This is a genomic window from Mesorhizobium sp. M5C.F.Cr.IN.023.01.1.1 (assembly GCF_003997585.1).
Taxonomy (GTDB): Bacteria; Pseudomonadota; Alphaproteobacteria; order Rhizobiales; family Rhizobiaceae; genus Mesorhizobium; species Mesorhizobium wenxiniae.
Map to the genome: position 1 here is coordinate 1 of NZ_RZSU01000088.1, position 25,865 is coordinate 25,865.

Consider the following 25,865-nt stretch of genomic DNA (forward strand, 5'->3'; position numbering starts at 1 on the left):
GTGCGGAGCGCCAGAAGCGGCTCCGCCAGCACGCGGTCGGCGGCGTCCATCAGGGCGACGCATTCAGCCTGCAAGGGCGCAGCATCCTCAAGCAGGCGCTCGAGCGCCTCGGCGACCGGAAGCAGCGCCATTATTGGCCTGCCCCCTTGGCGTCCGCCTTGTAGTCGCCGGATTTGCCACCGGTCTTTTCCACCAGCCTGATGCCCGAGATCACCATGGCGCGGTCGACCGCCTTGGCCATGTCATAGATGGTCAGGCAGGCGACCGAGACGGCGGTCAGCGCTTCCATCTCGACGCCGGTCTTACCTGTGACGCGGGCCAGCGCCGTGACCTTCAGGCCTGGCAGCGTCGCGTCCGGTTCGATGTCAACGGATACCTTGGTCAACAGCAGCGGATGGCAGAGCGGGATCAGCTCATGCGTCCTCTTGGCCGCCATGATGCCGGCGATGCGCGCCGTGCCCAGCACGTCGCCCTTCTTGGCATCGCCGTCGAGAATCATTTTCAGCGTTTCCGGCAGCATCGAGACAAGACCCTGGGCGATCGCCGTGCGCGTCGTCTCAGCCTTGTCGCCGACATCGACCATGTTGGCTTCACCCTGTGCGGCAAGATGGGTGAGGGCGGCCGTCATCGTCAGTCAGCCGTAGAGCGACGTGCGTCCGTTTGGACGCACAAAGTACGCTCTAACCCTTTAAATCTACGCATCGTGCTCTCCAAAAATCGAATCCGATCTTCGGGCCGATGGATGAGCCGGCGCCTTGCCCGTCAAAAGCAGGTGGGTCGCAGTGGCCACGTCCTGTTGCCGCATCAGGCTTTCGCCGACGAGGAAGGTACCAATGCCGCTTTTTTCCAGCCTGCGGCAGTCTTCGTGCGAGAAAATACCGCTCTCGCTGACCAGCAGGCGGTCTGGCGGCACCATCTTCGCGAGCCGCTCCGAGGTCTCGATGCTGGTTTCGAACGTCCGGAGATTGCGGTTGTTGATGCCGATCAGCCGCGATGACAGTTTCAGCGCGCGTTCCGTCTCGGCCTCGTCATGCACTTCGACCAGCACGTCCATGCCGAGTTCGAACGCCGTCGTTTCGAGTTCGCTGGCCACGGCGTCATCGACGCTCGCCATGATGATCAGGATGGCATCAGCGCCCCACGCGCGGGCTTCGAACACCTGATAAGGCTCGAACAGAAAATCCTTGCGCAAGGCGGGCAATGTCACGGCGTTGCGCGCATCGGTGAGGAATTCAGGCGCACCCTGGAAAGACGGCGCGTCGGTCAGCACCGAAAGGCAGGCGGCGCCACCTTTCGCATAGGCCCTGGCCAGTGCCGGCGGATCGAAATCGGCGCGGATAAGGCCCTTGGAGGGGCTCGCCTTCTTGATCTCGGCGATCAGCGCGAAGCTGCCGGATTTGCGCTTGGCTTCAAGAGCCGAGAGAAAGCCGCGCGCTGCATCGGTGTCCTTCGCCCGCGCCTTGATCTCGGCAAGCGGCACGCGCGCCTTCGCCGCGGCGATCTCGTCGCGCTTGTAGGCTTCGATCTTGCGCAGGATATCAGACACGGCTCTATCCGTTCGAAATCTCGACCAGCCGGTCGAGCACTTTCAGCGACCGGCCGCTGTCGATGGCTTGCGCTGCCGTCGCCATGCCGTCGGCAAGCGTCGTCGCCTTGCCCGCCACCACCAGTCCGGCGCCGGCGTTCATCAGCACCGTATCACGAAAGGCGCCGGCAGCGCCGCCCAGCATATCGCGCAGCGCCTGGGCGTTGTAGGCGGCGTCGCCGCCGCGCAACTCGTCCTTGGTGTGCCGCTTCAGCCCGACCGCTTCCGGGGTCAGTGTAAAGCTGCGGATCTCGCCGCCGACCAGTTCGGCCACTTGGGTCTCACCGGTGGTGGTGATCTCGTCATAGCCGTCGCCATGGGCGACCCAGGCGTGGTCGGCGCCCAGTGCCTTCAGCGTCTCGGCCACCGGCATGATCCATTCCGGCAAGAAGACGCCGACCATCTGCCGGCTCACACTGGCCGGATTGGAGAGCGGGCCAAGCAGGTTGAAGATGGTGCGGGTGCCGAGCTCGACGCGGATCGGGCCGACATGCTTCATCGCCGGATGATGCGCCGGCGCGAACATGAAGCCGACGCGTGTGTCGTGGATACAGCGGCCGATCGTTTCCGGCGGGATATCGATCTTGACGCCGAGCGCGGTCAGCACGTCGGCGGCGCCGGTCTGCGATGATAGTCCGCGATTGCCGTGCTTGGCCACCGGCACGCCGCAGGCGGCGATGACGAAGGCGGATCCGGTCGAGATGTTGACGCTGTGCGAATTGTCGCCGCCGGTGCCGACGATGTCGATGGCGCCAGCGGGCGCGTCGACGCGCAGCATCTTGGCGCGCATGGTGGCGACGGCGCCGGAAATCTCGCTCACCGTCTCGCCGCGCACGCGCAGCGCCATCAGGAAGCCGCCGATCTGGCCGGGCGTAGCGTCGCCCGACATGATGATGTCGAAGGCCTCGCGCGCCTCCTCAAAGGAAAGGGAGTTGCCGGTGGCGACCTTGGCGATATGGGTCTTGAGCGCGCTCATCTGGTCAGGGCTTGGGCAACGGCGGTCTGGTCGATGCGAACGTCGTACTGCGTCTGCAGCTGCGCCACCAGCTGGTCGAGCAGGTCGTCGGACATGCCGGCGGTGAACGATTTCTGCGCGTCGTCCGGCACCGAGCTGGCGTCGGCTCCGGCAGGCTCGAAGACTTCGGCGATCTTGAACAGGATCTGTCCGTCGCCGGTGGGCGAGGGGATCAAACCGGTCCCGCCTTCGCCTTCGCCGAACATCGCAGCCGCCCCTTCCTTGCCGAAATCGACGTCGTCCGCCTCGCGCTTGACGCCGCGCTTGGTCTGCTTCTCAAGCTTGAGCTCGCTCGCGATTACGTCGAGCGTGGCGCCGGCCTTGAGACGCTTTTCGAGCTCGTCCGCTTTTGCGGTGAGCCGCTTGGTCGTTTCCGCCGCCGTCCAGTCGGCCACCACCTTCTGTCGGACTTCATCCAGCGTGCGGTCGCGGGCCGGCGTGATCGAATCCACCTCGTAGAACACGAAGCCGTTGTCGGCGGTGGTGAGGTCGGGATTCTCGGTGCCGGGTTCGGCGTCGAACACCGCCTTGATGAGCTCCGGCGATTCCGGCAGGTCCTTGACGATGGTGCCGTCCGGCCTCAGGCCGGTGCGATCGATCGCGTCGATGGTGACGACCTTCAGCTTCAGTTTTTCGGCCGCTTGCTTGATCGTGCTGCCCGAAGCGCGGATATCTTCGTAATTGTCATGCACGTCCAACAGAATGCGGCTTGCCTCGCCCAGCGCCAGATCCCTGCGGATATCTGCGGACACTTCGGCCAGCGGCTTCACCACTTCGGGCTTGACGTCGGTGACGCGCAGCAGCACCGGACCGAAGGCGCCCTGAACGACCGGACTGACTTCGTTGACATTGAGCGCAAAAGCGGCATCCGCCACCGCCTTGTCGGCGATCTTGTCCTTGGACAGCGTGCCGAGCAGCGTGTCGGCTTGCGTCTTGCCCTCGGCGGCGACGATCTTGTCGAAGGTAGCGCCGGTCTTGAGTGAATCGAGCGCGGCCTTCGCGGCATCAGGCGTTTTGAACACGAGCTGTTCGATGGTGCGCGTTTCCGGCGTGGTGTAGCGCCCCTTGTTCTTGTTGTAGTCGTCGCTGACCTGTTGGTCGGTCACGGCACTCGGATCCATGATGTCTTGCGGCTCGAGCCTGACATAGGAGAATTTGCGGTATTCGGGCGCCGCATATCTCTTCTTGTTTTCCTCGAAATAGGCCGAAAGCGCAGTGTCGGATGGCGCTTCAATCGGCTCGACCAGCGATTTCGGCAAGGTCACATACTCGATGGTGCGGTCTTCGCCACGATAGAGCGCGACTGCCTTCAAGAAAGTATTCGGAGCCTTGAGGCCGTCCGAAACCGCCTCGACAATCTGCTGGCGCACCGCCACCTGGGCGCGATTGGTCAGATAGTCTTCCGGCCGCATGCCGACCTGTTGCAGTATGTATTCGAACGTCCTCCGGTCGAAGGTGCCGCCGGGACCCTTGAAGGCCGGGTCTTCATGCGTGAGTTGGGCCAGCCGGTCCTTGGAGAGCCCCAACCCCAGCTTGCGCGCCTGCTCATCGAGGACTGCACCCGACACGAGTTGCGCCAGCACCTGGTTGTCGAGGCCGAGCGCCGTCGCCTGCTCGCGGCTGATGCGCTGGCCGAACTGCTGCGACATCACGCTGATCTGGCGATCATAGGCGAGGCGATACTCGTTGATCGACACTTTGGTGCCTCCGGCCGTGATAACGGCATCGTGGCCTGCAAAACCACCGACCATCTGCCCGGAAATACCCCAGACGGCGAAGCTCAACACCAACAATATCAGCAGCGCCTTCGCGACCCAGGTCCCCGCCGCGCTTCTCAAGATACTAAGCATGGTCACTTCCGATTTTTGGCGCATTTTCGCATGCGCCGAGTTTGAAACAAGCGCAATAGCGTCCTTCCGGCCCACTGTCGATTGCTTTGTGGGCTGAGTTTGGTAGTGAGGACGCAGCCAAATATTGCCCGGAGAAGCAAATCTCATGACGCCAGGAATCCGCCCGCTGGTCGCCGGCAACTGGAAAATGAACGGCACCAGCGCCTCGCTCAACGAACTCAGGATGATCGGCAACGGCTTCATGAGCGGGCTCGATGCGGAGACCGAAGCGCTGGTCTGCGTTCCGGCGACGCTGCTTGCGCATGCGGCAGAGATTTTGTCGCGCACGCCGGTCCGGGCCGGAGGCGAGGATTGCCACACCGAGGAGAGCGGCGCCCATACCGGCTGCATTTCGGCCGAGATGCTGAAAGATGCGGGCGCTAGCCACGTCATCGTCGGCCATTCCGAACGCCGCGCCGATCACAATGAGGACGACGCCCTTGTACAGGGCAAGGCCGCCGCCGCGTGGCGCGCCGGGCTGGTAGCCATCATCTGCATCGGCGAGACGAGAGCCGAGCGCGAGGCGGGCGCCACGCTCGATGTGCTGTCGCGCCAGGTCGCCGGCTCGGTGCCGCCCAACGCCACGTCGTCGAACACCGTCATAGCCTATGAGCCGGTATGGGCGATCGGCACTGGACTGACGCCGACCGCCGCCGACGTTGCTGAGGCGCATGCCCATATTCGCGAAAAACTGTCGGAAAAGCTTGGCAGCGCGGCGGCAAAGATGCGCATCCTCTATGGCGGCTCGGTCAAGCCGTCGAACGCGGTCGAACTGCTCGGCGTGAAAAATGTCGACGGCGCGCTGGTCGGCGGCGCCAGTCTGAAGGCGGCGGACTTTCTCGGTATCGCCGAAGCCTATCGAAATATCTCGTAGCATCGAAAGGCTATCGGGCACTTCGGATAGGCTGTGCCGCAGCGGAAATCGTTGCAAAGGGCGCATTGCTTCCCATATTCCGGCCACGGGCTTGGAAATGCCGTCAAAGCATTGTATTGAGCCGCCTCCAAATCACCGGCCGTATCCGCGGCCGCGCAAGGCTTTGCCAGGGTAAACTATGGAAACCGTACTGATCGTCGTCCACCTCATGGTCGTGCTCGCTCTTGTCGGCGTGGTGCTGCTGCAGCGCTCCGAAGGCGGCGGCCTCGGCATCGGCGGCGGCTCGGGCTTCATGACCGCGCGCGGCGCGGCCAACGCGCTGACGAGGGCGACGGCGATCCTGGCGGCGGCTTTCTTCGCCACCTCGCTGACATTGTCGATCGTCGCCCGTTACCGCGAGAAGCCGATCGATATTCTCGATCGTGTGCCTGTGACGAACGGCGGGGGCGGCGTGCTCAATCAGTTGCCTGGCACCACGGCGCCGACACCACCTTCCGGCAATACGGCGCCGACGCCGCCTACCGGCAATGATGCCGCAGCCCCGGCGCCCGCTGCGCCGCCCGCGGCGGATTCGACCACGCCGCCGGCCACAAACGGCGTCACCCTGCCAGTAACGCCGCAGGTTCCAAACCAGTAATCAGCAGACGTCCGGCGCCGCGATCTGTTGTTGTTTGAACACAGTCGCGGCAAATGCCGCACTATCCCGAGGATTCGACCGGGCACGGCACGACAGGGCGCTTGAGGCGTCTTCGATTAATCGATTATAGATTGCGCGCGGCACTTTCGGCGTCCTTGGGGGACGCCGGGCGACGCCGTGGGCAACAAGCATTGAATGATCGGATCTTCGCCATGCAGCTTCGCAGCTTCATATCAGCCGGCCTTTGTGCCGTGCTCAGCCTTGGTGGGCCCGCTTACGCGGCCATGCCGGCGGGTAATTCGGCCTCTAAAACCGCAGTAACAACTGACGTCGTCAACGTCGCTGCCAAAAGCGATACGGCGCAGCTAAGGCTCCTCAAGAAGAAGAAAAACCCGACCGCGGACGATCTTGCCCAGATCAGCAAGATCGAAGCCAAGATCGCGGCCGACAAAGAGGCCGCTCGAGCCAAGGCGCTTGAGGCCAGGAAGCTGGCGATGCGCGAGGCGGCCAAAGCCAAGGCCGACGCGGAACGGCAGGCGTTCCGTGCCAAGAAGGGGCTTGCCAAGAAGGATTCCGCTGCTCAGGCCCAGCTGGCCGACGGCAAGCCGGCTAAGAAGACCGTCAAGATCATCGAACCGGTTCAACCGATCGCACCGATCCAGTCGGCCGAGCCGGTTTCCGCCGAGGCCATGAACGTCGCGTTGACCGGCAACAACGGTGAATTGCGCAGCGAGCCGGCTGGACAGAAGCCGCAGAGCGTCGGGCTCTTCGCCGGTCTGTTCGGCGGCACGTCCTCGTCGATGTCGCTGCTCCCCGAAACCCGCGCCCTCGATGCCGCACTCGCCAGGAAGGAAGCCAAGAAGCAGTTCAAGGTGAAGCCGGAGTTCGTGCCGCAAGAGGTCGAATTCACCGGCTACAGTCCCGGCACCATCGTTATCGATACCAGCGCGCGCCGCCTCTATCTCGTCGAATCCTCATGGACCGCCCGCCGTTATGCGATTGCAGTCGGTCGTGACGGCCTGCAGTTCAAGGGCACGGTCGCGGTCGGCGACAAGCAGGAATGGCCGCGCTGGATCCCGACGCTCGAGATGCAGAAGCGTGAACCGAAGAATTATGGCCGGTACAAGGACGGCATGCCCGGCGGCGGCGAAAATCCGCTCGGCGCGCGCGCCATCTATCTCTACGACGGCAAGAAGGACACCCATCTGCGCATTCACGGCACCATCGCGCCGCAGTCAATCGGAACGAGCGCCTCCAATGGCTGCTTCCGCATGATCAACGAGCACGTCATGGACCTTTACCGCCGGGTGAAAGTGGGCACCAAGGTCGTCATCATCTGACGACTTAACGGACTATTCCAAAGGGCCGGTCTCGCCGGCCCTTTTGTTTTGGTTCGAGCATCACCAGGGCGCCTTCTTGGGAAAAAGCCTTCGCGGCGGTTTTTTCTCTGGCGGAATCAATTCGGCCGCGTTAAGCGATGACTCCCATGGCGCGATATGTATTCATCACAGGCGGCGTGGTTTCCTCACTCGGAAAAGGCATCGCTGCAGCGGCCCTTGGGGCTCTCTTGCAGGCGCGAGGCTATCGCGCGCGCATAAAGAAGCTCGATCCCTATCTCAATGTCGATCCCGGCACGATGTCGCCATACCAGCATGGCGAAGTCTTCGTGACCGACGACGGCGCCGAGACCGATCTCGATCTTGGCCATTATGAGCGCTTCACCGGCCGCTCGGCCAACCAGCAGGACAACATCACCACAGGCCGCATCTACAAGAACATCATCGAGCGGGAGCGGCGCGGCGACTATCTTGGTGCCACCGTGCAAGTGATTCCGCACGTCACCGACGAGATCAAGAACTTCATTCTCGACGGCAATGACGACTATGACTTCGTGCTGTGCGAGATCGGCGGTACGGTCGGCGACATCGAGGCGATGCCGTTCCTGGAGGCGATCCGCCAGCTCGGCAACGATCTGCCGCGCAACAACGCCGTCTACGTGCACCTGACGCTGATGCCCTACATTCCAACGGCGGGCGAATTGAAGACCAAGCCGACCCAGCATTCGGTCAAGGAATTGCGCGGCATCGGCATTGCGCCCGACATTCTGCTGGTCCGCGCCGACCGCCCCATCCCCAGGGAAGAGCGCCGAAAACTGTCGCTGTTCTGCAATGTTCGCGAGAGCGCGGTCATTCAGGCACTCGACGTCCCGCACATCTATGACGTGCCGATGGCCTATCACAATGAAGGGCTGGATTCGGAGGTGCTGGCCGCTTTCGGCATCGATCCGGCGCCGAAGCCGCGCATGGAGCCCTGGCAAGCGGTGTCCAACCGTATTCACAATCCGGAAGGCGAGGTGACCATCGCCGTCGTCGGCAAGTATACCGGCCTCAAGGACGCATACAAATCGCTGATCGAGGCGCTGTCGCATGGCGGCCTCGCCAACCACGTTAAGGTCAAGCTCGACTGGATCGAGAGCGAGATATTCGAGAAGGAAGATCCGGCGCCGTGGCTGGAAAAGGTCCACGGAATTCTGGTCCCCGGCGGCTTTGGCGAGCGCGGCGCTGAAGGCAAGATCCTGGCGGCGAAGTTCGCCCGCGAGCGAAAAGTGCCATATTTCGGCATCTGCTTCGGCATGCAGATGGCTTGCATCGAAGCAGCGCGCTCGCTGGCCGGCGTCGAGCATGCCTCGTCGACCGAATTCGGTCCGACCGAGGAACCGGTCGTCGGCCTAATGACCGAATGGCTGAAAGGCAACATGCTGGAGAAGCGCAGGGAAACTGGCGACCTCGGCGGCACCATGCGGCTCGGCGCCTATCAGGCGGACCTCGCCAAGGGTTCGAAAATCGCCGACATCTACGGGGACACGCAGATTTCCGAGCGCCACCGCCACCGCTATGAGGTTAATGTCGACTACAAGGAGCGGCTCGAGGATTGCGGCCTGGTCTTTGCCGGCATGTCGCCCGACGGCGTGCTGCCGGAAACGGTCGAATACCCCGACCATCCCTGGTTCATCGGCGTGCAGTATCATCCCGAGCTGAAAAGCCGGCCACTCGACCCGCACCCGCTGTTTGCCAGCTTCATAGAGGCCGCGGTGGAACAGTCGCGGCTGGTCTAGGCTGCCACCGGCCGTCATGCAAACCTATGTCGCTCTGCTTTACAGCATCGTCCTGGGCGAGGGGCGGCGTCTCGTCATGTCCGATCTCAGGGCCATGACAGGAGGCCTGGGGCTGAACAACCCGCGCACGCTGGTGGCGACCGGCAATCTGGTCTTCGAGACGAAAGAGACAGAGATTGCCGCGCTGGAGCGCCGGTTGGAGACGGCGTTCGAAAAGACCTTCGGCCGCCATGTCGACATCATCGTGCGCCGCGCGGATGACTGGTTGAAGCTTGCGGCCGGCAATCCGTTTCCCGCCGAATCGGCTGCCGCGCCGGATCAGGTAGCGGTGCGCGTGATGCGCAAGCCCGTTCCCGCTGAGGCCGTCGCGGCGCTGGAGGCCTATGTCGGCAACGATGAGCGAATGCAGGCCGTCGGCGGCGACATTTGGATCTTCTTTTCCCGCGAGACGCCAAGTTCGCGTCTGCTGGCGGCGATAAGCCATAAGCGGCTCGGCGTGGGCACCTCGCGAAACTGGAACACGGTGCGCAAGCTGGCCGAGATGGTCGGCGGGTAGGCTTCTCCTTCTCCCACAAGCAAGGGGAGAAGGAGAAAATTATGTCATGCCTTCGCCGTCCCGGCTCCGGCGGGACGGCGCCGTCTTCCCCGTAGAGAACCTCGACGCGAGGGAACCGGCAACCGGTTGATTTGCCGGCTTTGGCCTTATAGGCATTCGATGAAAGTCACGCTTATCGGCGCGCAACGGCTCGTCGCACGCTTGTCACGTTTGGTGATTCGATTTCGGTCGAACGATATGAGAGACTTCGTCTTGGCCCGGCCTCATCTTTAGCATCGGGCCCTGTTTGCCGGAATCAAGTGGTCAGCCGTAAGTTTAACAAGGTTCGATCAGTCACGTAGCGATCGACCGGGAGGAAACGATGGATCGCCTGCAATTCTTTACGCCTGTGCGGATTTCGCGCGGGCAGGAAAGCCCTGCCGAAGAAATTTATAGTGTAGCCGAAGCGATGGGGTTCTTGCGTAAATGGCCAATAGGCCGGCGTGGGCCAGTCTACCAGTGCGCGGTGAATTGCTGCTCTGCGGCTCTGGCGGGCCGGATGTCGGCAGAAGAAGCAAGGAAGGCTTTTGCCGGCTTCGCCCGCATCACACGCTTGCTCAACGACGACATGGCACTGCCGATGGGCGGCGAAAATAGTGATAGCGTGCATGCGCTGAGGCGATGAACGTTTATATTGCACCCCGCCATGAACGCGGTGCCCGGCGGCAAAGTCACAGCACCTCGACTGAGGCAGCGAACACGTAGCTGGCGCGGCGCTCGGTGACAACGAGCTTCTGATTTGGACAACACCGGCAAAGCCCTCTCATGGCAGTAGGAGTCGCTGGATCGGCGTGGGCCCGACCTACCGAGGCGCGGTGAATTGCTGCTCCGCGGCTTGGCGGGCCTGGCGGATCACGGGCCTGCTTCGAGGAAAGCCCGGGCAAAACCGGGTTGCGCCGCTTCTATCGTTCCATCGGGCAATCTCAAAAGCCGGTCGATTGCGATGCCATAGAGCCGCAGCCGGTCGTCGAGCAGCCTCGCTGCCTCCTCGATATTGCCCCGTTCGGCCTGCCGCAAGGCACTGTGCATCACATCGCGAAAGATCAGCCGCAGCTGCAAAAGCATCTCGGCAAAAGCTTCCGGGTCAGGCACGTCGAGTATACCTTCCTCGCTTCCCTTCCGAAGCAGATCGGTGATTATCGGTCTGGCCAGTTCCCTGGCGGCCTGGTCGACCCGATGGAAGAGGGCGAGGTTCTCGGGCCGGAACAGGACGAAGAACGTATTCCGCAATTGCGGGGCAAGCTCGACGTTCAGCCGCCGTGAGCCGGCAAAAAGCGCATTAAGCCGGCCAAGCCCGTCAAGTGACGGATCGTCGAGCACGGGCTTCAACTCGGTGAAACTGTCGCGCGCGAGACGTGCGGCGAGTGCCTCCAGCAGAGCCTCTTTCGATGCGAAGTAGTGATAGAACGCGCCCTTCGACAGGCCGGCCTCGCGAATGATGTCGTTCACCGTCGTATTGTCGTAGCCATGCGCGAAGAAAAGCCGCTGGGCACAGTCGAGGAGCTCGGCGGATCGTTTCTCCGGCGGCTTTATCACTCGGGGCAAGATCGACCTCGCAAAAGTACAGGTGGACAAGAGGAGCACGAACCGTTTGCTTATGCAACTTTTATAGACCGACGGTCGGTCTAGTGTTATGTCTGCCTCTGCCCGACGTTCGGATTCGACGATGGAGGGAGAGTTACTTGCGACGGATACGCTGGATTGTCGGCATCATTCTTGTCGCGGCGGCTGCTGCCTTCGCCGCTTGGTATTTGTGGCAGCCGGCTAAGGTTTCGGTCGTAACGCCACAACGCGGCGACGCAGCGGAAATCGTTTACGCGAGTGGCTCCGTCGAGCCGCGAACCTGGGCCAAGGTGACTCCCGTGGTCCGCGAGAGGATCGTCGAGCAATGTAATTGCGAGGGGTCGAGGGTTGCACAAGGCGACGTGCTCGCCAGGCTAGACGACAGCGAGGCCCGGGCCGTGCTTGGCGAGCTCGAAGCGCGTCAAGCGCTTGCCCAGGAAGAACTCCGGCGGCTGACGGTGCTTGCCGAAAGGCGTGCGGCGAGCCAGCAGGCGCTCGATCGTGCACAGAGCGAACTCGGCCAGATCGAAGCACTGGTTGCCGGACAGAAAGCACGGCTCGACACCTACGTGTTACGTGCGCCGAACGCCGGTGTCGTGCTCAGGCAGGACGGCGAGGTGGGTGAGGTCGCCGAGCTTGGCACGGTGTTATTCTGGGTCGGCGAGCCGAACCCGCTCCTGGTGGTCGCCGAGGTCAACGAGGAAGACATCCCCCGGGTTGAGATCGGCCAGCGCGCGCTGCTTAAATCGGACGCGTTCCTCAGACAAAAGCTGGAAGCGGTGGTCGACAGCATCACGCCCAAGGGCGATCCGGTAACGAAGACCTATCGCGTCCGCTTCCGCCTGCCGGACGATACGCCGCTTCGTATCGGCATGTCGACCGACGTGAACATCGTCATCCGCGTTTCGAAAAATGCGCTGTTGATCCCGTCCGTTGCGGTGGATGGGAACAAGGTGTTTATGGTCGAGGGCGACAAGGCTTGGCGGCGCGAAATCCGAACGGGCATCCGCGGCACCGATGGCATCGAGGTCCTGCCGGACACCGGCGGGAAGGCAGGTATCGACGAGAAGGCTCGCGTCATCTCGCCCTATCCCGCCGACCTCGCCGACGGGGCGCGCGTTCGCATCACCGCCGCCCAGGAGAGATAAAGCAACGATGCCGCTTATCTTCGACATCGCCGTTACGCACATTGCCGGCCGCGGTCGCCAGACGCTGGTTGCCGTAATAGGCGTTGCAGTCGGTGTCGGCTTCTCCATCGCCATGGCGGCGCTGATGCAGGGCGGGCAGGACGATTTCGTCAGGCAACTCGTCGACACGATGCCGCATGTCGACATCTCCGACGAGCAGCGCACAGCCCGCCGCCAGCCTGCCGAGGATGCCTTTACGACGGTCGCGATCTCCGGGCTCAGGCCGCGCGACGATCGCCGCGGCATCATCAATCCGACCGCTGCGACCTCCTGGCTCGAAAGCTGGATTCCCGGCCGGTTCGCGGCAAGCCTCAAAACGCAGGGTGTGATCCGCTATTCCAGCCGCGAAGTGGGCGCGGCGATCATTGGCATCGAACCGGAGCGCGAGTCCGGCGTGTCGCCGATCGTCGGAGACTTCGTCGAAGGCAGCTTTTCGGCACTTGCCGCAGGCGGCAACAACGTGCTCATCGGCGACACGATGGCGAGCCGGCTCGGCGCCGGATACGGCGACACGATAACGGCGGTTTCCTCCGAGGGGCTGACGCGCAACTTCAAGATCGCTGGCCTGTTCCACACCGGCACCACCGCGCGCGACGAAGGTGAAGCCTATGTGCTTCTGAAGAACGCGCAGATCCTCTCCGCCCGGCCGAACGCCATCAACGAGATACGCATCAAGCTCGACGATCCCAACCGCGCTCCGGTGGTGGCGCACCGTGCCGAGACCGAACTGGGCTACAAGGCCGTGGCGTGGCAGGAGGCGAATGAATCGATCCTCGAAGCGCTCGTCGTGCGCAACGTCATCATGTACACCGTCGTCGGCGCGATCATGTTGGTCGCCGGCTTCGGCATCTACAACATCATCTCTACCATCACGCATGAGAAGGCGCGCGACATCGCCATCATGAAGTCGCTTGGCTTTCCGGAGGCCGACATGCGTCGGCTCTTTCTGCTGGAAGGCGTGGCGATCGGCGCAGCCGGCTGCCTGCTTGGCGGGATACTCGGCGTCTCGATGACCTATGCCCTGTCGCTGGTGCGTTTCGAGATTGCCGCGACGGGCCAGGAGATGACCCGGCTGCCGATCGCCTGGAGCTTGATGCACTATGTCATCGCCTCGGCGTTCGCGCTGGGTTCGGCGGCAGTTGCCGGCTACCTGCCGGCGCGCCGTGCGGCGCGCCTGAACCCCGTTGAGATCATCAGAGGCGCGTCATGAGAGCACTCATCGAGACCGAGAAACTGACGCGCGTGTTGCCTGAGATCGTTCCCGTTACGCTGGTCAAGGACATCACGCTCGCGATCAACGAGAGAGAGTTCGTCGCCGTCACCGGTCCATCCGGCTCTGGCAAATCCTCATTGCTCTATCTGCTCGGCCTGCTCGACCGGCCGACCGCTGGGACGTTGAGAATAGGCGGCCGCGACACCGACCCGATGAATGAAAGGGAGCGCGCGCGGACCAGGCTTTCGATGCTGGGCTTCGTATTCCAGTTTCATTTTCTGCTGCCGGAGTTCACGGCGCTCGAAAATGTCGAAATCCCAATGCGCAAGCTGGGCCGACTGGCGCGGCCTGCGATGCGCGAACGGGCCGGGGAGTTACTTTCATCCCTCGGGCTTGGCGAACATCTCGACAAGCGGCCTGACCAGCTCTCGGGAGGCCAGCGTCAGCGCGTCGCCGTGGCACGCTCACTCGCCAACGACCCGCCGCTTATCCTCGCTGACGAGCCGACGGGGAGCCTCGACAGCAAGAGCTCCGAGCAGGTTTTCGCAACTCTGGAGAACCTGGTGCGCGAGCGCGGCAAGACCGTCGTGGCGGTTACGCATGATCTCGACATGGCGGCGCGCATGGATCGCCGCATTCACATCGTGGACGGGAAGATCGACTGAACCGGAACCAATCGACATTCATTCATGGGGGTTGTTTGCGGCAGCGGGCGGAGTCCTATGCTAAGGATTTCGGCCAGCGATATTTGCCTGTGAGATTGATGTGCTCCCAGCCGAGTGAGAGACGTTGGCAAGGAGATCGAGCGATAGCGGTTTTCCCTCATGTTTCCAGCCAGCGATGACTTCACCCAATTTCTTCGCGTTCCAGAAGAAGATGATGATGGCAGCCAGAGGATTCATGCCGGCGATGCGGCAATGCTGGCCTTCGGCGGAGCGATCGCGGATTTCGCCACGACGATGGAAACTGATGGCGCGCTTCAGCGCATGATGCGCTTCGCCCTTGTTAGGCCCTGTCTGTGCGCGGCGCTGCAGATCGGCATCCAGAATCCAGTCGATCATGAACAGCGTGCGCTCGACACGACCTACCTCGCGCAAAGCCGTGGCTAGTTCGTTCTGCCGAGAATATGAGGCGAGTCTGCGCAAAACCTGGCTTGGCTTCCGGCAGCGATGCGAAGGATGTCGGGCCAATTGCGTTGATCGGGCGTGGCGCGAGCCTGTCTCACGACCAGCCGGGAGTCGCGATCAGGACACCCGCGCCGCTCCGAAATTGGCGTCGAGCCAGGCTATTGCCTCGGTTACGCTGTCGAGAACATAGCTTGCGACCGTCGGCCCGCGCGGCTTCACGCGTATCGAGACGCCGTTGGCTTCGTTTACTGCCTCGAAACCGTTTTCGTCCGACGTGTCGTCTCCGAGGAATACGGGCCGCCGGCCGGCGAAGGGCGGGATTTCCATGAAACGCCGAATGGCAGCTCCTTTGACGGCTTCCAACGGCATGAGTTCAACGCCGGCGTTTCCCGGAATCACGCGATATCCGGGCGGAAGCTGCGTCAATGCCTGTTCGACAAGCTGTGTTGCCCGTGCAAGCAGTTGCGGCGCGGCGCGGGTATGGATGGCCAAGACCGGACCCTTGCGCTCGACATAGACCTTGCCTCCACCTAGTTCGGCCTCGATCTCGTCGGCAAGGGCAGCGATGTCCGCCGGCGCGTCCGCAGCGACGACCGGCCCGTCCGACGTCAGCCGGTGCTCGAGTCCGTACAGTCCTGCTGCGCGCAGTTTCAGAGGATGAAACAATCTGTCGACGGCAGAGACCGAACGTCCGGTGATGAAGGCGAGGGCGCCGCCCAGCCTTCGCTCAATGTCTCCGAGAAGCTGACGCAACTCATCACCGACGAAGACAGCGTCGGGATGAGCGGCATGTTCAAGCAAGGTGCCGTCGATATCGAGGAAAAGCGCACATTGCTCTTCTGGCAGGTCCGGTGCCAGCTGCAGTCGAAGGTCCGTCACGACGCCGCCTTTCGTGCCCGCTCGAAGATGGAAATGACATTGTTGCTGCTGGATGGCCGCTCGCCGTTGCCCGTCACCCGGTCGAGGTCGCCACGCTTGCGAAGGCGGGCCGCATCCAGAAGCATGCTGCCGGCCCAGCGATAGACGTTATTGTCGCGGACCATCTCGCGCATGGGCCGCATACGCTCGCGCTGTTCCTCCGGCGTCATGGTCAGCGCCTGCAGCAGCGCTTCGCTCGTCATGGCCGTATCGTAGGGATTGACGATCAATGCCTCCAGAAGTTCGCGCGAAGCGCCGGCAAAGGTGCTGAGCAACAGCACGCCCTGTTCATCGTCGCGCGCGGCGACGAATTCCTTGGCCACCAAGTTCATGCCGTCATGCAGGCTGGTGACCATACATATGTCGGCCGCCCGATAGATCTCGTAGACCTGTTCCTGCGAGTGATGTTCGGCCACCATCAGGAGAGGACTGTAGTCCTCGGTGCCATAGCGCTGGTTTAGCTCTTCGGCATAGCGAAGGCATTCGTCATGAAGTTGCTGGTAGGCCGGCAATGTGCCCCGGCTGGGCGCCGCGACCTGCAGGAAAACCACTTTGCCTACCCATTCGGGATACCGCGTGAACAATTCGTCCAAGGCATGAAAGCGATCGAGAATGCCTTTGGTGTAGTCGAGGCGCTCGACGCCGACGCACAGTTTGACGTTCGCAGGCAGCCCGAATCTTTCGCGGACACGGGCACGGCATTCCTCGACAGCCGGCAATCTTGCCAGCAGTTCGGCCGGCCATTCTATTGAAATGGGGTAAGCGTGGACCAGAGTCGTTTGCCCGCCATAGGAGATCGCCGCGTCCGCCCGTTCTATGCGGCTTTCCAGGAAGCGATCGACGCTTTCGGTGAAATTGTTGGCGTGGAACTGAGTATGGAAGCCGATGATGGAGCTGCCCAGCAAACCTTCCAGGATCCGTTCACGCCATGGACAGATGCTGTACACTTCCGAGTTGGGCCACGGGATATGCCAGAAAGTGATGACGATTGCCTCGGGCAGGCGCTCGCGGATCATGCGCGGCAAGAGCGCGAAGTGGTAGTCCTGGACCAGCACAATCGGCCGCTCGTTGCGCGCCTCGGCAACCACCGTATCGGCGAACTTCCGGTTGACGGCCTCATAGGCTTCCCAATCCGACGCGCGAAAAATCGGGCGGGTGAAGGCGATATGGCAAAGCGGCCACAGACCTTCATTGGCGAAGCCCAGATAATAGGCCTGGTATTCTTCCTCCGTCAGCCAGACCCTGCGCAGCGTGTAGGACGGATTGCCAGGCGGCACCTCAACCCGGTCGTTCTCGTCGACGGTGAGACGGTCCGCTGTTCCGCCGCCGTAGGCGATCCAGGTGCCGGCACAGGCTCGGGTGATCGGCTCAAGCGCCGAAACCAGCCCGCTGGCCGGTACCAAGAGCTCGACGCCGTCATCGTTGACGTTGTGGATGTAGGGTTCGCGGTTGGATACTACGATCACCTGCGTCTCCGGCAGATCCTCGGCCAGGATCTTGCGCAAGGTGTCGGGCGACCATGTGATCAGCGCTGCATCGGCCGAGTGGCCGTTCTTTTCAAACTCCCGCAGCACTGTGCGAGCCGCTTCCGAAATCACGTCCTCGCCTGCGGTGGATGCGGCCGCTGGTATGTGGCGTCGGTGGGATATCGAGAACACCAGGGCAACAGCGGAAAGGCCAAGGCTTGCAATGATTAGAACCCAGAGTACCTCTATGCCATAGTCCGACATTGGAATAACGATTTTTCTCAGGCCGATCAGTGGCCATGTTGGTGTGTTTTTCGAATTCGCAGCCGGCCAATCGTGACAAGCTGCCGTGCGTCGGAACGTTCGGACGGGCCATCGGTTCCGCTACTTGCAGCGCAGTGGTCGGTTCCATGCGAAAAGCCAAACTAGGTCCGCACGATGAGCGGCACTAAGGCCTCATGCCGGTCGGCGAGAAAGGCCCTGTCGCCGACACGCTGGAAGGTGAGATCCACCGCCCTTGCGCCAACGCCCAGATGCCTCAGCGTGAGCATGTCGATACCAATCGGCAGCCTGGGCCGGGTGACGTGGATTTCGCCGTCCCAGCCGTCGATCTCCAGGCCGAGGCAGGCCTGCATCAGCATGAAGGCAGACCCGGCCGACCACGCCTGCGGCAAGCAGGCGACGGGATAGGCGATCGGCGCTTCGCCCGGCGCGCGGGTAAAGCCGCAGAACAGTTCGGGCAAGCGCATGTTGAAATGGACCGCCGATTCGAAGGTGCTGCTCATCAGCCGGACCACGCTTTCACGCTCGCCAAAGCGTGCCAGACCGGCGCCGCACATGGCGGTGTCATGCGGCCAGATCGAGCCGTTGTGGTATGACATCGGGTTGAAGAACACAGCATCGTCGGCGAGCGTCCTCAGCCCCCACCCGAATGGAAGGAAGCCGAAAGCAGCTGGTTGGCGACCAGCTGCGCCCGCGTCGGCTCGGGGAGCCCGACATAGAGAAGATGCCCGACATTAGACGTCCGCACCTTGCAGGGCTCGCCGGCGCCATCAATCGCCAAGGCATAGAAGCCGAGATCGTCCAGCCAGAAATGGCGTTCCACAGCGGCACGCATGGCCTCGGCGCGGCTGTCCCAATGATCGGCCCTGTCGCCTTCACTGCGGCGGTGGGCGAGCGCCGCCAGCCCCCGGAAGGCGGCAAAGACATAGCCTTGCACCTCCACCAGCGCGATCGGTCCCTTTGGGATGCGGCCATCTGCATGGAAGACGGAATCGATGCTGTCCTTCCATCCCTGGTTGGAGAGGCCGGACTCGGCGGCACGCTGATAGGTTACGAAGCCGGTCGGCCGGCTCGCCGCCTCGGTCCATTCGGCCGCAGCGCAGAGCGACGGCCACAGGCTGTCGACGAACGCCATGTCGCCGGTACGGTCCGCATAGGCGCAGGCGAGATGGATGTAGAGCGGCGTCGTGTCGACACCGCCATGGTAGCGGCCGAAGGGGAGCTCCCGCAGCGCCGCCATTTCGCCTTTGCGGGTCTCGTGCATGATCTTACCCGGCTGTGAATCGCTGAACGGCGATGTCTCCGTCGCCTGGTGCTGGGCAAGGAAGGCCAGCACGCCTCGCGCCAAACCCGGGTTGAGCCACAGCATCTGCAACGCGGAGATCACGCCGTCACGACCGAACGCCGTCGAAAACCAAGGGATACCCGCGTAAGGGTAGGGTCCGGTCGCAAGCTCCGTGGTCAGCAGCGCCACATCCGCGCGAGCGCGCTCGATCCAGTCGTTGAAGACGCGCCCGGAACTGTGCACCGTGGCACCATGACGGCGCTTGGCCCGCATGCCGAAGCGAGCGCGGGCCGCGGCGGCGCGGTAGCGATCGCGGTTCGGCGTTTCCGCCACTTCGGGACCGACTTCGACATACAGCACCTCGCTGCTGCGCCTCGTCACGGCAATCAGGAAATCCGCACGGTCGGCCGTCAGCTGGTCTGGCGCCTGCGAGAACGATATCGCCGACATCCGCGCCAGCCCGTCCAGCCCGTCGTAGCGAAGCAGGACGGAGGTCGCATCCGTCTCGGCAGCATGGGCCATGCCGCGCTTCAGCCGTGTCGAGCCGCGCACTTCGAACATGTCGCGGAAATCGGCGGCAAAATGCAGCGAAACGCGGATGGTGGAGTGATCCTGGCTGTAGTTGGAAAGGGTGATGCGTTCAAACAACCGGTCCTGCCAAAGCAGCCTGACGCGTTCGATATGGATCGCGCCCTGCGGAATGTCCCGGCCGCGGGCGCTCTGCATCGGCAGATTGGTCAGGTTGGAGGTGAAGAGCACATTGTCCTGGCTGAGCGACGCACCTAGCAGCGATGTCTGCCGGCCGCCGACGGTCAGCCGGAATTCGGAAAGCACTCGCGTGTCGTCACGGAAGAAACCATCGCCAGCGCCGCGGATATCGCCGTAGGCGTCGGCCACGGCAAAGCAATCGCCTTGCTTGAGGGCGAACAGCCGATGCGGCTCTCGAGGTGCGGTGGCGTCCAGGGACGCAAGTGCTACCGCGGGATCAAGCTTGCGCTCGTCGAGTTGGGCCATTCGCTACACATCTCTCTCGTTTCGCCCCCCGAGGTAATGCCGCTCACGACGCTCTTGCTTCGGCCGAGGCGCCGATCAGGCGCGCATAGGCGGAAACGTAGTCGCGGGTCATTCTTTCGGCGGAAAACCGCCTTTCGAAGACAGCTCGCACCTTCCGCCTGTCGAGCCGCAGCATGCCCGGCACCGAGGCGACCGCGCCCTCCATGGAATCCACGATAAAACCGGTCACGCCTTGATCGACGATTTCCGGCATTGCGCCGGAGTTCCAGGCGATCACCGGCGTGCCGCAGGCCATCGCCTCTATGACGGCAAGACCGAACGGCTCTGGCCAGTCGATCGGGAATACGAGCCCGGCCGCCTTGCCGAGGAATTCCGCCTTCTTTTCCTCCTCGATCTCGCCGACATAGTCGACACGGTCACCGTCGACCAGCGGCTCGACCATCTCTCGGAAATAGGCGCGGTCGTCGTCGCCGATCTTTGCCGCAAGCTTCAGTTTCAGCCCCGAGCGCAGCGCGATCTCGATGGCACGATCCGGACGTTTATCGCGCGACATCCGGCCAAGGAAGGCGAGGTAGGGCTCCCCTGGGCTCGTCTCGAAAACCGGTTTGTAGAGTTCGGTCGGCAGCCCGTGGTGAATCGTCGTCAGCCAGTTGGCGTTGGCGAGCCCCGTGCTTTGGCTACGGGATACGGAGATCATCGGAAAGCGCGGAAAACGCTCATAGGCCGGCGCCAGATCGACATAGTCGAGCCTGCCATGCGGCGTCGTAACCGTCCGCTCGGGCATGTGCTCGAAGAAGGAAAAATGCAGGAAATGGCTGAGGTGAAAATGAATGATATCAAAATCATGAGCTCGTTTCCTCACCTCGGAAAGCATCAAAAGGTGCGCGGCTGTCTCGGATTTCAGCGGGCGTGGATCAAGACGCAGCGCACGCTCGCGACACGGCACCAATTTTGCCGACGTCTTTGTATCGCCACTGGCGAACAAGGTTACGTCATGGCCAAGCTCGACCAATCCTTCGGTCAGATAGGAGACGATGCGCTCCGTACCTCCATAGAGCCGAGGCGGTACGGATTCATGGAGCGGCGCCACATGGGCTATTCTCATAGGCTGGCATTTCCCTCAAACATCATCGCTGAAGTCGAAATGCACCACCCCCCCGAACGTTCCCGCAACGGCAAGAAGTCTCGATGATTGGCGATTCACTCAGCCGATCCGTTGCCAATTTGCAAGGCCGTGGGCGTTTTTGCCGGGAACCAATTGGCTGGCCGTGAATTTAATTAGGTTCGATCGAACGCATCGCGATCGACGGGGAGGAAAAGATGACTCGCCTGCAGTTCTTTACGCCGGTGCGAATTTCGCGCGGGCAGGGAAAACCTGTCGAAGAAATCGACAGTGTCAGAGAAGCGATGACTTTTTTGCGCCACTGGCCGAAAGGGCGGCGCGGCCCGGTGTATCAATGCGCGCTGAACTGCTGCGCTGCGGCTCTGGCGGGCCAGATGTCTGCCGAGGAAGCAAGAAAGGCTTTTACGGGCTTTGCCCGGATCACCCGGCTGCTGGATGACGACATGTCGCTGCCAACAGGCAGCGAAAGGATGGGCAGCCTATACACGGCGAGGCGTTAGACGGTAGACCCATTCGCGACGATCCGCGCCAGTGCGTCCACGCCGCCAAAAGAGACAGGGCTTCAAGCTGCAGTTCGTGCACCTGTCTCTGTTGGCGAGCGCGGGCCCTGATGCGAGGTCGTGTCCCGTTAGCTCGTTCAGGTCACAAAGAATGCAGCTGCCGTAAGCGACAGACCTGGAGAGAGAGTGGCGAATTGTGTTTGAACCGCGCCGCCGATCCCGTCGCTGTCGAAAGAGAGCGCTCCGGTTGAATTGTTGTAGAGGATACGGTCGGAACTGTCGTGCGCGGCCGCACCCGCAAAGAAAGCGGCGGATGTGAGCGCGCCCGAGCTCAGCCCGGCAAATATAGCGTTGTCTATGTGGATCTTGTCCTGGAGCTTGTTGAAGTCGGTAATCCTGTCGATATTGCCGGCTCCCAGAGCGGTATTGAAAACGAAGGCATCATTGCCGCCATTGCCGGTCAAGGTGTCGGCGCCGCGGCCGCCATTGATGACATTGGCGCCGGCATTGCCTTTGATGGTCTGGGCGAATTCGTTGCCGGTGAGGTTAATTGCCGTGGTGGCGGACGGATATCTGGCGGCCAGAAGTTCGACCGCCGAGCCGGCCGCAAGCGCGTAGCTCACCGTGGTGGCCACGGTATCGCGACCGCCGCCTGCGGCCTCGATCACCTTGTCGCCGGCATTGTCGATATAGTAGCCGTCGTTGCCCCCATAGCCGATCATCGTGTCGGCGCCGCCGAGACCATTGATGGCATTGGCGCCGGCGTTGCCCTGGATTGTCTGGGCGAACTCGTTGCCGTTGAGGTTCATAGCCGCCGTGCCGGACGGGTTGTTGATGGCGAGAACCTCGACCTGCGAGCCGGCTGCAAGCGCGTGGCTCATCGAAGTGACCACCTTGTCGGTACCGCCGCCCGCTGCCTCAATCACCTTGTCGCCGGCATTGTCGACATAATAGGTGTCGTTGCCGCCATAGCCGAGCATCGTGTCGGCGCCAGCGAGGCCGTTGATGACATTGGCGCCGGCATTGCCCTGGATAGTCTGGGCAAACGCATTGCCGGAGAGGTTGATTGCCGTCGTGCCAGACGGATTCGTGGTGGCGAGAAGCTCGATTTCCGAGCCGGCCGCGAGCGCATAATTCAGCGAGGTGAGCACCCTGTCGGTGCCGCCGCCGGCCGCCTCATTCACCTTGTCGCCGGGATTGTCGATGTAGTAGGTGTCGTTGCCGCCGTAGCCGATCATCGTGTGGGCACCGGTTCCCTGAAGTACATCGGCTCCGCTGGTGCCATAGAGCGTATCGTCGGTTGGAGGTGGGGTCGTGGTGCTGGTGTTGTGTCGCAGGAAAAAGTCTTGCATCGCCGGAGTGTTCCCAAGCGAGGTTTCGCCGTTCTGCGAGGCCCATTTATAAGCCATGTCAAACGCAGGATTGGGAACCAGCCTTTCCCAGTGGTCCATCATGGTCTGCATCTGGGATGTCGTGGGCATGACATATGACCCGCCCGTATTGGTCGTCCAGCCGCCGCCGCCAAATGCCTGATAGACCGGAACGATCGCGCTCTGCGGGATGCCTGCTTCCAACGCCGCAGCCACAGCTCTATCAATGTAGTTGAAGTCCACCGCAGTGGTGCGCACCGGATAAGGGTTTATTCCGTAATAGTCGATGCCCGTGTTGGCAGGATTGTAGGTATTGGAATAGTTCGAATCAGTGAACGACCCCATGTCCATCAAGGTGATGAAAGTCTTGGCGCCTGGAAAATGGGAATGGATCCAGTCGGATTCCGCCTTCAGATTGGCAGCGCTCACCTGGGTGTGATATCTGCCGGTGGGATCCGGCTCGTCAGTCAGAAAAAATCCAAAAACCTTCGGATTGTTGAGGAGAGGCGTTACCTTGTCGATAAACGACTGGGTTACACCATTGCTCTCGCCGAGCCAGATCAGGGCTTTCGAGCCATCCGGCAACGCGTTGACCGATGACGCGTATTGAAGATCAACCAGATTGAAGCCATAGGCCTTGGCCTGGGCAGCTGAGGCACCCCAGGTGTAGTGCATCGTGGCCATGCGAATATCCCTCGTGTGATTCGGTAGCCCCCGATCCCTGCCTACGCGACGGCCCATATTAGCGCCAAATCAATTAGCGACACGCTGTTGATAAAATCGTTGATCTTGGATGGATCACCAATTTTCATGCGATTTGACTGCAGGGACTTGCGCGAAACTTAACGACGGCAACATTGGATAAATAGTCAGTCAGTTGGGATCGCCTGGTTTTCCCGAACGCTTCTAGAGCCGCTCTCTCTGGGCTTTTGCCCGGATCACCCGCCTGCTGGATGACAATGTGGCAAGGCCGATTAGGACAGCGTCTACACGCCGAGACGATATGCTGTGCCGGAGCCGGACGCGAGCGGTTATCTGGCGGTGAGCCGCGTCTCAAGAGTGGTACTCAACCCAAGCTTCCTGCGCCCGCCATGACGCTATATCCATCTTCTAAATCGAATGCCGGCTTCATCGAATGTTTGCACCATTCTGGCTTCGAGGGCGCGCTTCTCCCGTCTCGCGGGATTCCTCAGTTTAAGAGAGTGGAATTCCACGTAGGCAGCATATAGATCACGATGGGTTCCAGCCCTGATCAAATCATCAAGAATTTCGTATTCTGCCCCCTCGACATCGAGCTTGAGAACGATCACGTCATACAGCGTACGCTTTGTCCGGATCATTTGTGAGAGTGAAAACGTTTCGACGAGGTCCGGCGCAAAACGCTGTGATTGATACAGGCTTTCGTTGTGGTCCAAGATTATCGAGCAACTTTGGTGGGTGGCTTCCGCTCGGTCTGGAGGAGGCCCGAACAATTCAGCGTAGCCGTCTTTTACGCTCGCCGCCTTTGGGATAATCTCCATAGTCAAGTTTTTCGAGCGCAAAGCATTAAGCTGCGCAAGGCAATTCTTGTTTGGTTCGATCAAAATGTAATCGTATTTGTCGGGCGTATAGTATGTAGAAAAGAATCTAAGACCTTGACCTATATTTGAACCGCAATCGATAAACAATCCGCGACTTCGATTTGTCAAATTGAGATGGGACAATGCCTGCTTTGCATCAGACGCAACGCGAGGACGAAGCCCTTGCCATCTAAGCGGCTCGATCAGCGATAGGGCAGACAATTGGAGGAGTCGACCAGGTCCTTCGGTTCGTAAAACCTCCAAGGATCGCTTGATCTTTCCCATGGCCCCTCATTGCCAATCGCCCTGCCGGCCCAGTTGCGGCCTGGCATCCCCAGTTTTAAAACCCGCTTGCTGCTTTTGCCCGCGGAACTGACGTCCACCGGATGCTCTCCAAAGTCAAACACGCATCGCCTGCGGAGAGCCTCCCTTTGAAGGGCAGGTCCACTTATCTTCAATCCCTAGCCACTACGATATGAATTCTCATCCTACGAATGGATGACAGCGACAGACGTTTCGCCGAAACAATGCGTTAGCGAACCTAGCGTGGTCGCCCTGCTGCCGGTTCAGGGGACCGGCACTCGAGCTAACCTTACCATTCTGGAACTCAAACGGTCCGGAGTAGCCTGCTTCGCAAGATTTGGGGAGGGAATCGACAATGCCGAAATGGGCCTAGAACGGTTCTGGGACGGCCGGCGCCATCGCAGGTGCCGCGACGATCCGCGCCAGAGCATCCACGCTCGCCGGAAAGAGACAGGCTTCAAGGTGCAGTTTATCCACCTGTCTCAGTTGGCGACCGCGGCCCTCGCGCGATGTCGCTTCGCGCTAGCTCGTTCAGGTCACAAAGAACGAGGCTGCCGTAAGCGACAGATCTGGAGAGAGAGTGGCGAACTGTGTTTGAGATGCGCCGCCTGTGCCGTCGCTGTCGTAGGAGAGCGCTCCAGTCGAACTGTTGTAGATGATGTGGTCGGAGCTATCATGCGCGGCATTACCCGCAAAGAAAGAGTCGGATGCGAGCGTGCCCAACTCAAGCTCGGCAAAAATCGCGTCGTCGAGGTGGATCTTGTTCTGGGACGGGTTGAAGTCGATGACCTTGTCGACATTGCCGTTACCAAGGGCGCTGTTGAAGACGAAAATGTCGTTGCCGCCAAAGCCGCTCAACTTATCGGCACCGCCGCCGCCGTTGATGACGTTGGCGCCGGCATTGCCCTGGATGGTTTGGGCCGACTCGTTGCCGGTCAGGTCGATTGCCGTGGTGCCGGCGTCCTTCGTGGTGCCAATGACTTCAATCGACGTGCCGGCTGAGAGAGCATAGCTCGCAGAGGTCCACACCCTGTCTTGACCTTGGCCAGAGGACTCGACCACCTTGTCGCCGGCGTTGTCGACATAGTAATCGTCGTTGCCGCCAAAGCCGCTCAGCTTATCGGCACCGCCGCCGCCGTTGATGACGTTGGCGCCGGCATTGCCCTGGATGGTTTGGGCCAACTCGTTGCCGGTCAGGTTGATTGCCGTGGTGCCGGCGTCCTTCGTGGTGCCAAGGACTTCAAT

General features: G+C 61.7%; 21 protein-coding genes and 2 pseudogenes. 10 read left to right on the forward strand and 13 right to left on the reverse strand.

The features are described 5' to 3' along the window. Positions 1–130 precede the first annotated feature (130 nt). From moaC to EOA78_RS26895, 4 genes are all read right to left on the reverse strand, one after another. Positions 131–628, reverse strand: coding sequence for a cyclic pyranopterin monophosphate synthase MoaC (moaC, locus tag EOA78_RS26880; RefSeq protein WP_127317812.1), 498 nt, complete (start codon positions 626–628; stop codon positions 131–133). A gap of 66 nt (positions 629–694) precedes the next feature. Beyond that, a complete protein-coding gene (gene trpC, locus EOA78_RS26885) occupies positions 695–1,546 on the reverse strand; it encodes an indole-3-glycerol phosphate synthase TrpC (RefSeq protein ID WP_127317814.1) in 852 nt (283 codons plus the stop codon). Positions 1,547–1,550: 4 nt separating this feature from the next. Further along, positions 1,551–2,561, reverse strand: a complete 1,011-nt coding sequence (gene trpD / locus EOA78_RS26890; protein WP_127317816.1) for an anthranilate phosphoribosyltransferase — start codon at positions 2,559–2,561, stop codon at positions 1,551–1,553. Beyond that, the gene (locus EOA78_RS26895) at positions 2,558–4,450 is read right to left on the reverse strand and encodes a SurA N-terminal domain-containing protein (protein ID WP_127317818.1); all 1,893 of its coding nucleotides are present in this window, start codon (positions 4,448–4,450) and stop codon (positions 2,558–2,560) included. The genes trpD and EOA78_RS26895 overlap by 4 nt, the downstream gene beginning before the upstream one ends. A 145-nt stretch (positions 4,451–4,595) precedes the next feature. Here EOA78_RS26895 and tpiA point away from each other — a divergent pair, with 145 nt between their 5' ends. The 6 genes from tpiA to EOA78_RS26925 all read left to right on the forward strand — a co-directional run bounded on the left by tpiA (position 4,596) and on the right by EOA78_RS26925 (position 10,335). After that, a complete protein-coding gene (gene tpiA, locus EOA78_RS26900; protein WP_127317820.1) occupies positions 4,596–5,363 on the forward strand; it encodes a triose-phosphate isomerase in 768 nt (255 codons plus the stop codon). Between the two features lie 178 nt (positions 5,364–5,541). Continuing rightward, on the forward strand, positions 5,542–6,000 hold the full coding sequence (secG, locus tag EOA78_RS26905; RefSeq protein ID WP_127317822.1) for a preprotein translocase subunit SecG: 459 nt from the start codon (positions 5,542–5,544) through the stop codon (positions 5,998–6,000). 212 nt (positions 6,001–6,212) lie between these two features. Next, positions 6,213–7,340, forward strand: coding sequence for a L,D-transpeptidase (locus tag EOA78_RS26910; RefSeq protein WP_127317824.1), 1,128 nt, complete (start codon positions 6,213–6,215; stop codon positions 7,338–7,340). Positions 7,341–7,477: 137 nt separating this feature from the next. Beyond that, positions 7,478–9,115, forward strand: coding sequence for a CTP synthase (locus tag EOA78_RS26915; RefSeq protein WP_127317826.1), 1,638 nt, complete (start codon positions 7,478–7,480; stop codon positions 9,113–9,115). A 16-nt stretch (positions 9,116–9,131) separates the two neighbouring features. After that, positions 9,132–9,671, forward strand: a complete 540-nt coding sequence (locus EOA78_RS26920) for a DUF1697 domain-containing protein (protein WP_127317828.1) — start codon at positions 9,132–9,134, stop codon at positions 9,669–9,671. 361 nt (positions 9,672–10,032) lie between these two features. Beyond that, entirely contained in the window at positions 10,033–10,335 is a 303-nt protein-coding gene (locus EOA78_RS26925) for a DUF982 domain-containing protein (RefSeq protein ID WP_127317830.1), read from the forward strand. A 227-nt stretch (positions 10,336–10,562) separates the two neighbouring features. Here the strand turns inward: EOA78_RS26925 and EOA78_RS26930 are convergent, their stop codons facing one another. Beyond that, complete coding sequence (locus tag EOA78_RS26930; RefSeq protein ID WP_245477768.1) at positions 10,563–11,246, reverse strand: TetR/AcrR family transcriptional regulator; 684 nt, start codon at positions 11,244–11,246, stop codon at positions 10,563–10,565. A gap of 146 nt (positions 11,247–11,392) precedes the next feature. Here EOA78_RS26930 and EOA78_RS26935 point away from each other — a divergent pair, with 146 nt between their 5' ends. Genes EOA78_RS26935 through EOA78_RS26945 form a run of 3 tightly spaced genes read left to right on the forward strand, consistent with a single transcriptional unit; the run spans position 11,393 to position 14,338 of the window. Further along, complete coding sequence (locus tag EOA78_RS26935; protein ID WP_127317834.1) at positions 11,393–12,421, forward strand: efflux RND transporter periplasmic adaptor subunit; 1,029 nt, start codon at positions 11,393–11,395, stop codon at positions 12,419–12,421. 7 nt (positions 12,422–12,428) lie between these two features. After that, positions 12,429–13,670, forward strand: coding sequence for an ABC transporter permease (locus EOA78_RS26940; protein ID WP_127317836.1), 1,242 nt, complete (start codon positions 12,429–12,431; stop codon positions 13,668–13,670). Beyond that, positions 13,667–14,338 (forward strand): ABC transporter ATP-binding protein, encoded by a 672-nt coding sequence (locus EOA78_RS26945; protein WP_127317838.1) that lies wholly within the window; start codon positions 13,667–13,669, stop codon positions 14,336–14,338. Before EOA78_RS26940 ends, EOA78_RS26945 begins: the two co-directional genes overlap by 4 nt. A 55-nt stretch (positions 14,339–14,393) precedes the next feature. Here the strand turns inward: EOA78_RS26945 and EOA78_RS26950 are convergent. The 5 genes and pseudogenes from EOA78_RS26950 to EOA78_RS26970 form a co-directional block, all read right to left on the reverse strand. After that, positions 14,394–14,865: pseudogene (locus EOA78_RS26950) on the reverse strand (Tn3 family transposase); the annotation flags it as partial. A gap of 52 nt (positions 14,866–14,917) precedes the next feature. After that, positions 14,918–15,679: a trehalose-phosphatase gene (gene otsB, locus EOA78_RS26955; RefSeq protein ID WP_127317840.1), complete on the reverse strand. Its 762-nt coding sequence runs from the start codon at positions 15,677–15,679 to the stop codon at positions 14,918–14,920. Then, entirely contained in the window at positions 15,676–17,448 is a 1,773-nt protein-coding gene (locus EOA78_RS26960; protein ID WP_127317842.1) for a trehalose-6-phosphate synthase, read from the reverse strand. The genes otsB and EOA78_RS26960 overlap by 4 nt, the downstream gene beginning before the upstream one ends. Positions 17,449–17,609: 161 nt before the next feature. Then, positions 17,610–19,765: pseudogene (locus tag EOA78_RS26965) on the reverse strand (amylo-alpha-1,6-glucosidase). Positions 19,766–19,808: 43 nt separating this feature from the next. Continuing rightward, positions 19,809–20,870: a glycosyltransferase family 4 protein gene (locus tag EOA78_RS26970; RefSeq protein ID WP_127317844.1), complete on the reverse strand. Its 1,062-nt coding sequence runs from the start codon at positions 20,868–20,870 to the stop codon at positions 19,809–19,811. 215 nt (positions 20,871–21,085) lie between these two features. Here EOA78_RS26970 and EOA78_RS26975 point away from each other — a divergent pair, with 215 nt between their 5' ends. After that, a complete protein-coding gene (locus tag EOA78_RS26975) occupies positions 21,086–21,388 on the forward strand; it encodes a DUF982 domain-containing protein (RefSeq protein ID WP_127317846.1) in 303 nt (100 codons plus the stop codon). Between the two features lie 137 nt (positions 21,389–21,525). On the opposite strand, the gene EOA78_RS26980 is transcribed toward EOA78_RS26975, so the two are convergent. The 3 genes from EOA78_RS26980 to EOA78_RS36235 form a co-directional block, all read right to left on the reverse strand. Then, positions 21,526–23,442 (reverse strand): calcium-binding protein, encoded by a 1,917-nt coding sequence (locus tag EOA78_RS26980; protein ID WP_206533508.1) that lies wholly within the window; start codon positions 23,440–23,442, stop codon positions 21,526–21,528. A 413-nt stretch (positions 23,443–23,855) separates the two neighbouring features. After that, on the reverse strand, positions 23,856–24,602 hold the full coding sequence (locus tag EOA78_RS26985) for an FkbM family methyltransferase (RefSeq protein ID WP_127317848.1): 747 nt from the start codon (positions 24,600–24,602) through the stop codon (positions 23,856–23,858). Positions 24,603–25,151: 549 nt separating this feature from the next. Then, a partial coding sequence (locus tag EOA78_RS36235; protein ID WP_164783961.1) for a calcium-binding protein occupies positions 25,152–25,865 on the reverse strand: 714 nt, incomplete at its 5' end.

What these genes read in the sequence shown, in the direction of transcription:
- moaC (WP_127317812.1), bottom strand. Translation starts at nt 628, where the DNA reads ATGACGGCCGCCCTCACCCATCTTGCCGCACAGGGTGAAGCCAACATG.
- trpD (WP_127317816.1), bottom strand. Translation starts at nt 2,561, where the DNA reads ATGAGCGCGCTCAAGACCCATATCGCCAAGGTCGCCACCGGCAACTCC.
- EOA78_RS26895 (WP_127317818.1), bottom strand. Translation starts at nt 4,450, where the DNA reads ATGCTTAGTATCTTGAGAAGCGCGGCGGGGACCTGGGTCGCGAAGGCG.
- tpiA (WP_127317820.1), top strand. Translation starts at nt 4,596, where the DNA reads ATGACGCCAGGAATCCGCCCGCTGGTCGCCGGCAACTGGAAAATGAAC.
- secG (WP_127317822.1), top strand. Translation starts at nt 5,542, where the DNA reads ATGGAAACCGTACTGATCGTCGTCCACCTCATGGTCGTGCTCGCTCTT.
- EOA78_RS26910 (WP_127317824.1), top strand. Translation starts at nt 6,213, where the DNA reads ATGCAGCTTCGCAGCTTCATATCAGCCGGCCTTTGTGCCGTGCTCAGC.
- EOA78_RS26915 (WP_127317826.1), top strand. Translation starts at nt 7,478, where the DNA reads ATGACTCCCATGGCGCGATATGTATTCATCACAGGCGGCGTGGTTTCC.
- EOA78_RS26920 (WP_127317828.1), top strand. Translation starts at nt 9,132, where the DNA reads ATGCAAACCTATGTCGCTCTGCTTTACAGCATCGTCCTGGGCGAGGGG.
- EOA78_RS26925 (WP_127317830.1), top strand. Translation starts at nt 10,033, where the DNA reads ATGGATCGCCTGCAATTCTTTACGCCTGTGCGGATTTCGCGCGGGCAG.
- EOA78_RS26940 (WP_127317836.1), top strand. Translation starts at nt 12,429, where the DNA reads ATGCCGCTTATCTTCGACATCGCCGTTACGCACATTGCCGGCCGCGGT.
- EOA78_RS26945 (WP_127317838.1), top strand. Translation starts at nt 13,667, where the DNA reads ATGAGAGCACTCATCGAGACCGAGAAACTGACGCGCGTGTTGCCTGAG.
- EOA78_RS26960 (WP_127317842.1), bottom strand. Translation starts at nt 17,448, where the DNA reads ATGTCGGACTATGGCATAGAGGTACTCTGGGTTCTAATCATTGCAAGC.
- EOA78_RS26970 (WP_127317844.1), bottom strand. Translation starts at nt 20,870, where the DNA reads ATGAGAATAGCCCATGTGGCGCCGCTCCATGAATCCGTACCGCCTCGG.
- EOA78_RS26975 (WP_127317846.1), top strand. Translation starts at nt 21,086, where the DNA reads ATGACTCGCCTGCAGTTCTTTACGCCGGTGCGAATTTCGCGCGGGCAG.
- EOA78_RS26980 (WP_206533508.1), bottom strand. Translation starts at nt 23,442, where the DNA reads ATGGCCACGATGCACTACACCTGGGGTGCCTCAGCTGCCCAGGCCAAG.
- EOA78_RS26985 (WP_127317848.1), bottom strand. Translation starts at nt 24,602, where the DNA reads ATGGGAAAGATCAAGCGATCCTTGGAGGTTTTACGAACCGAAGGACCT.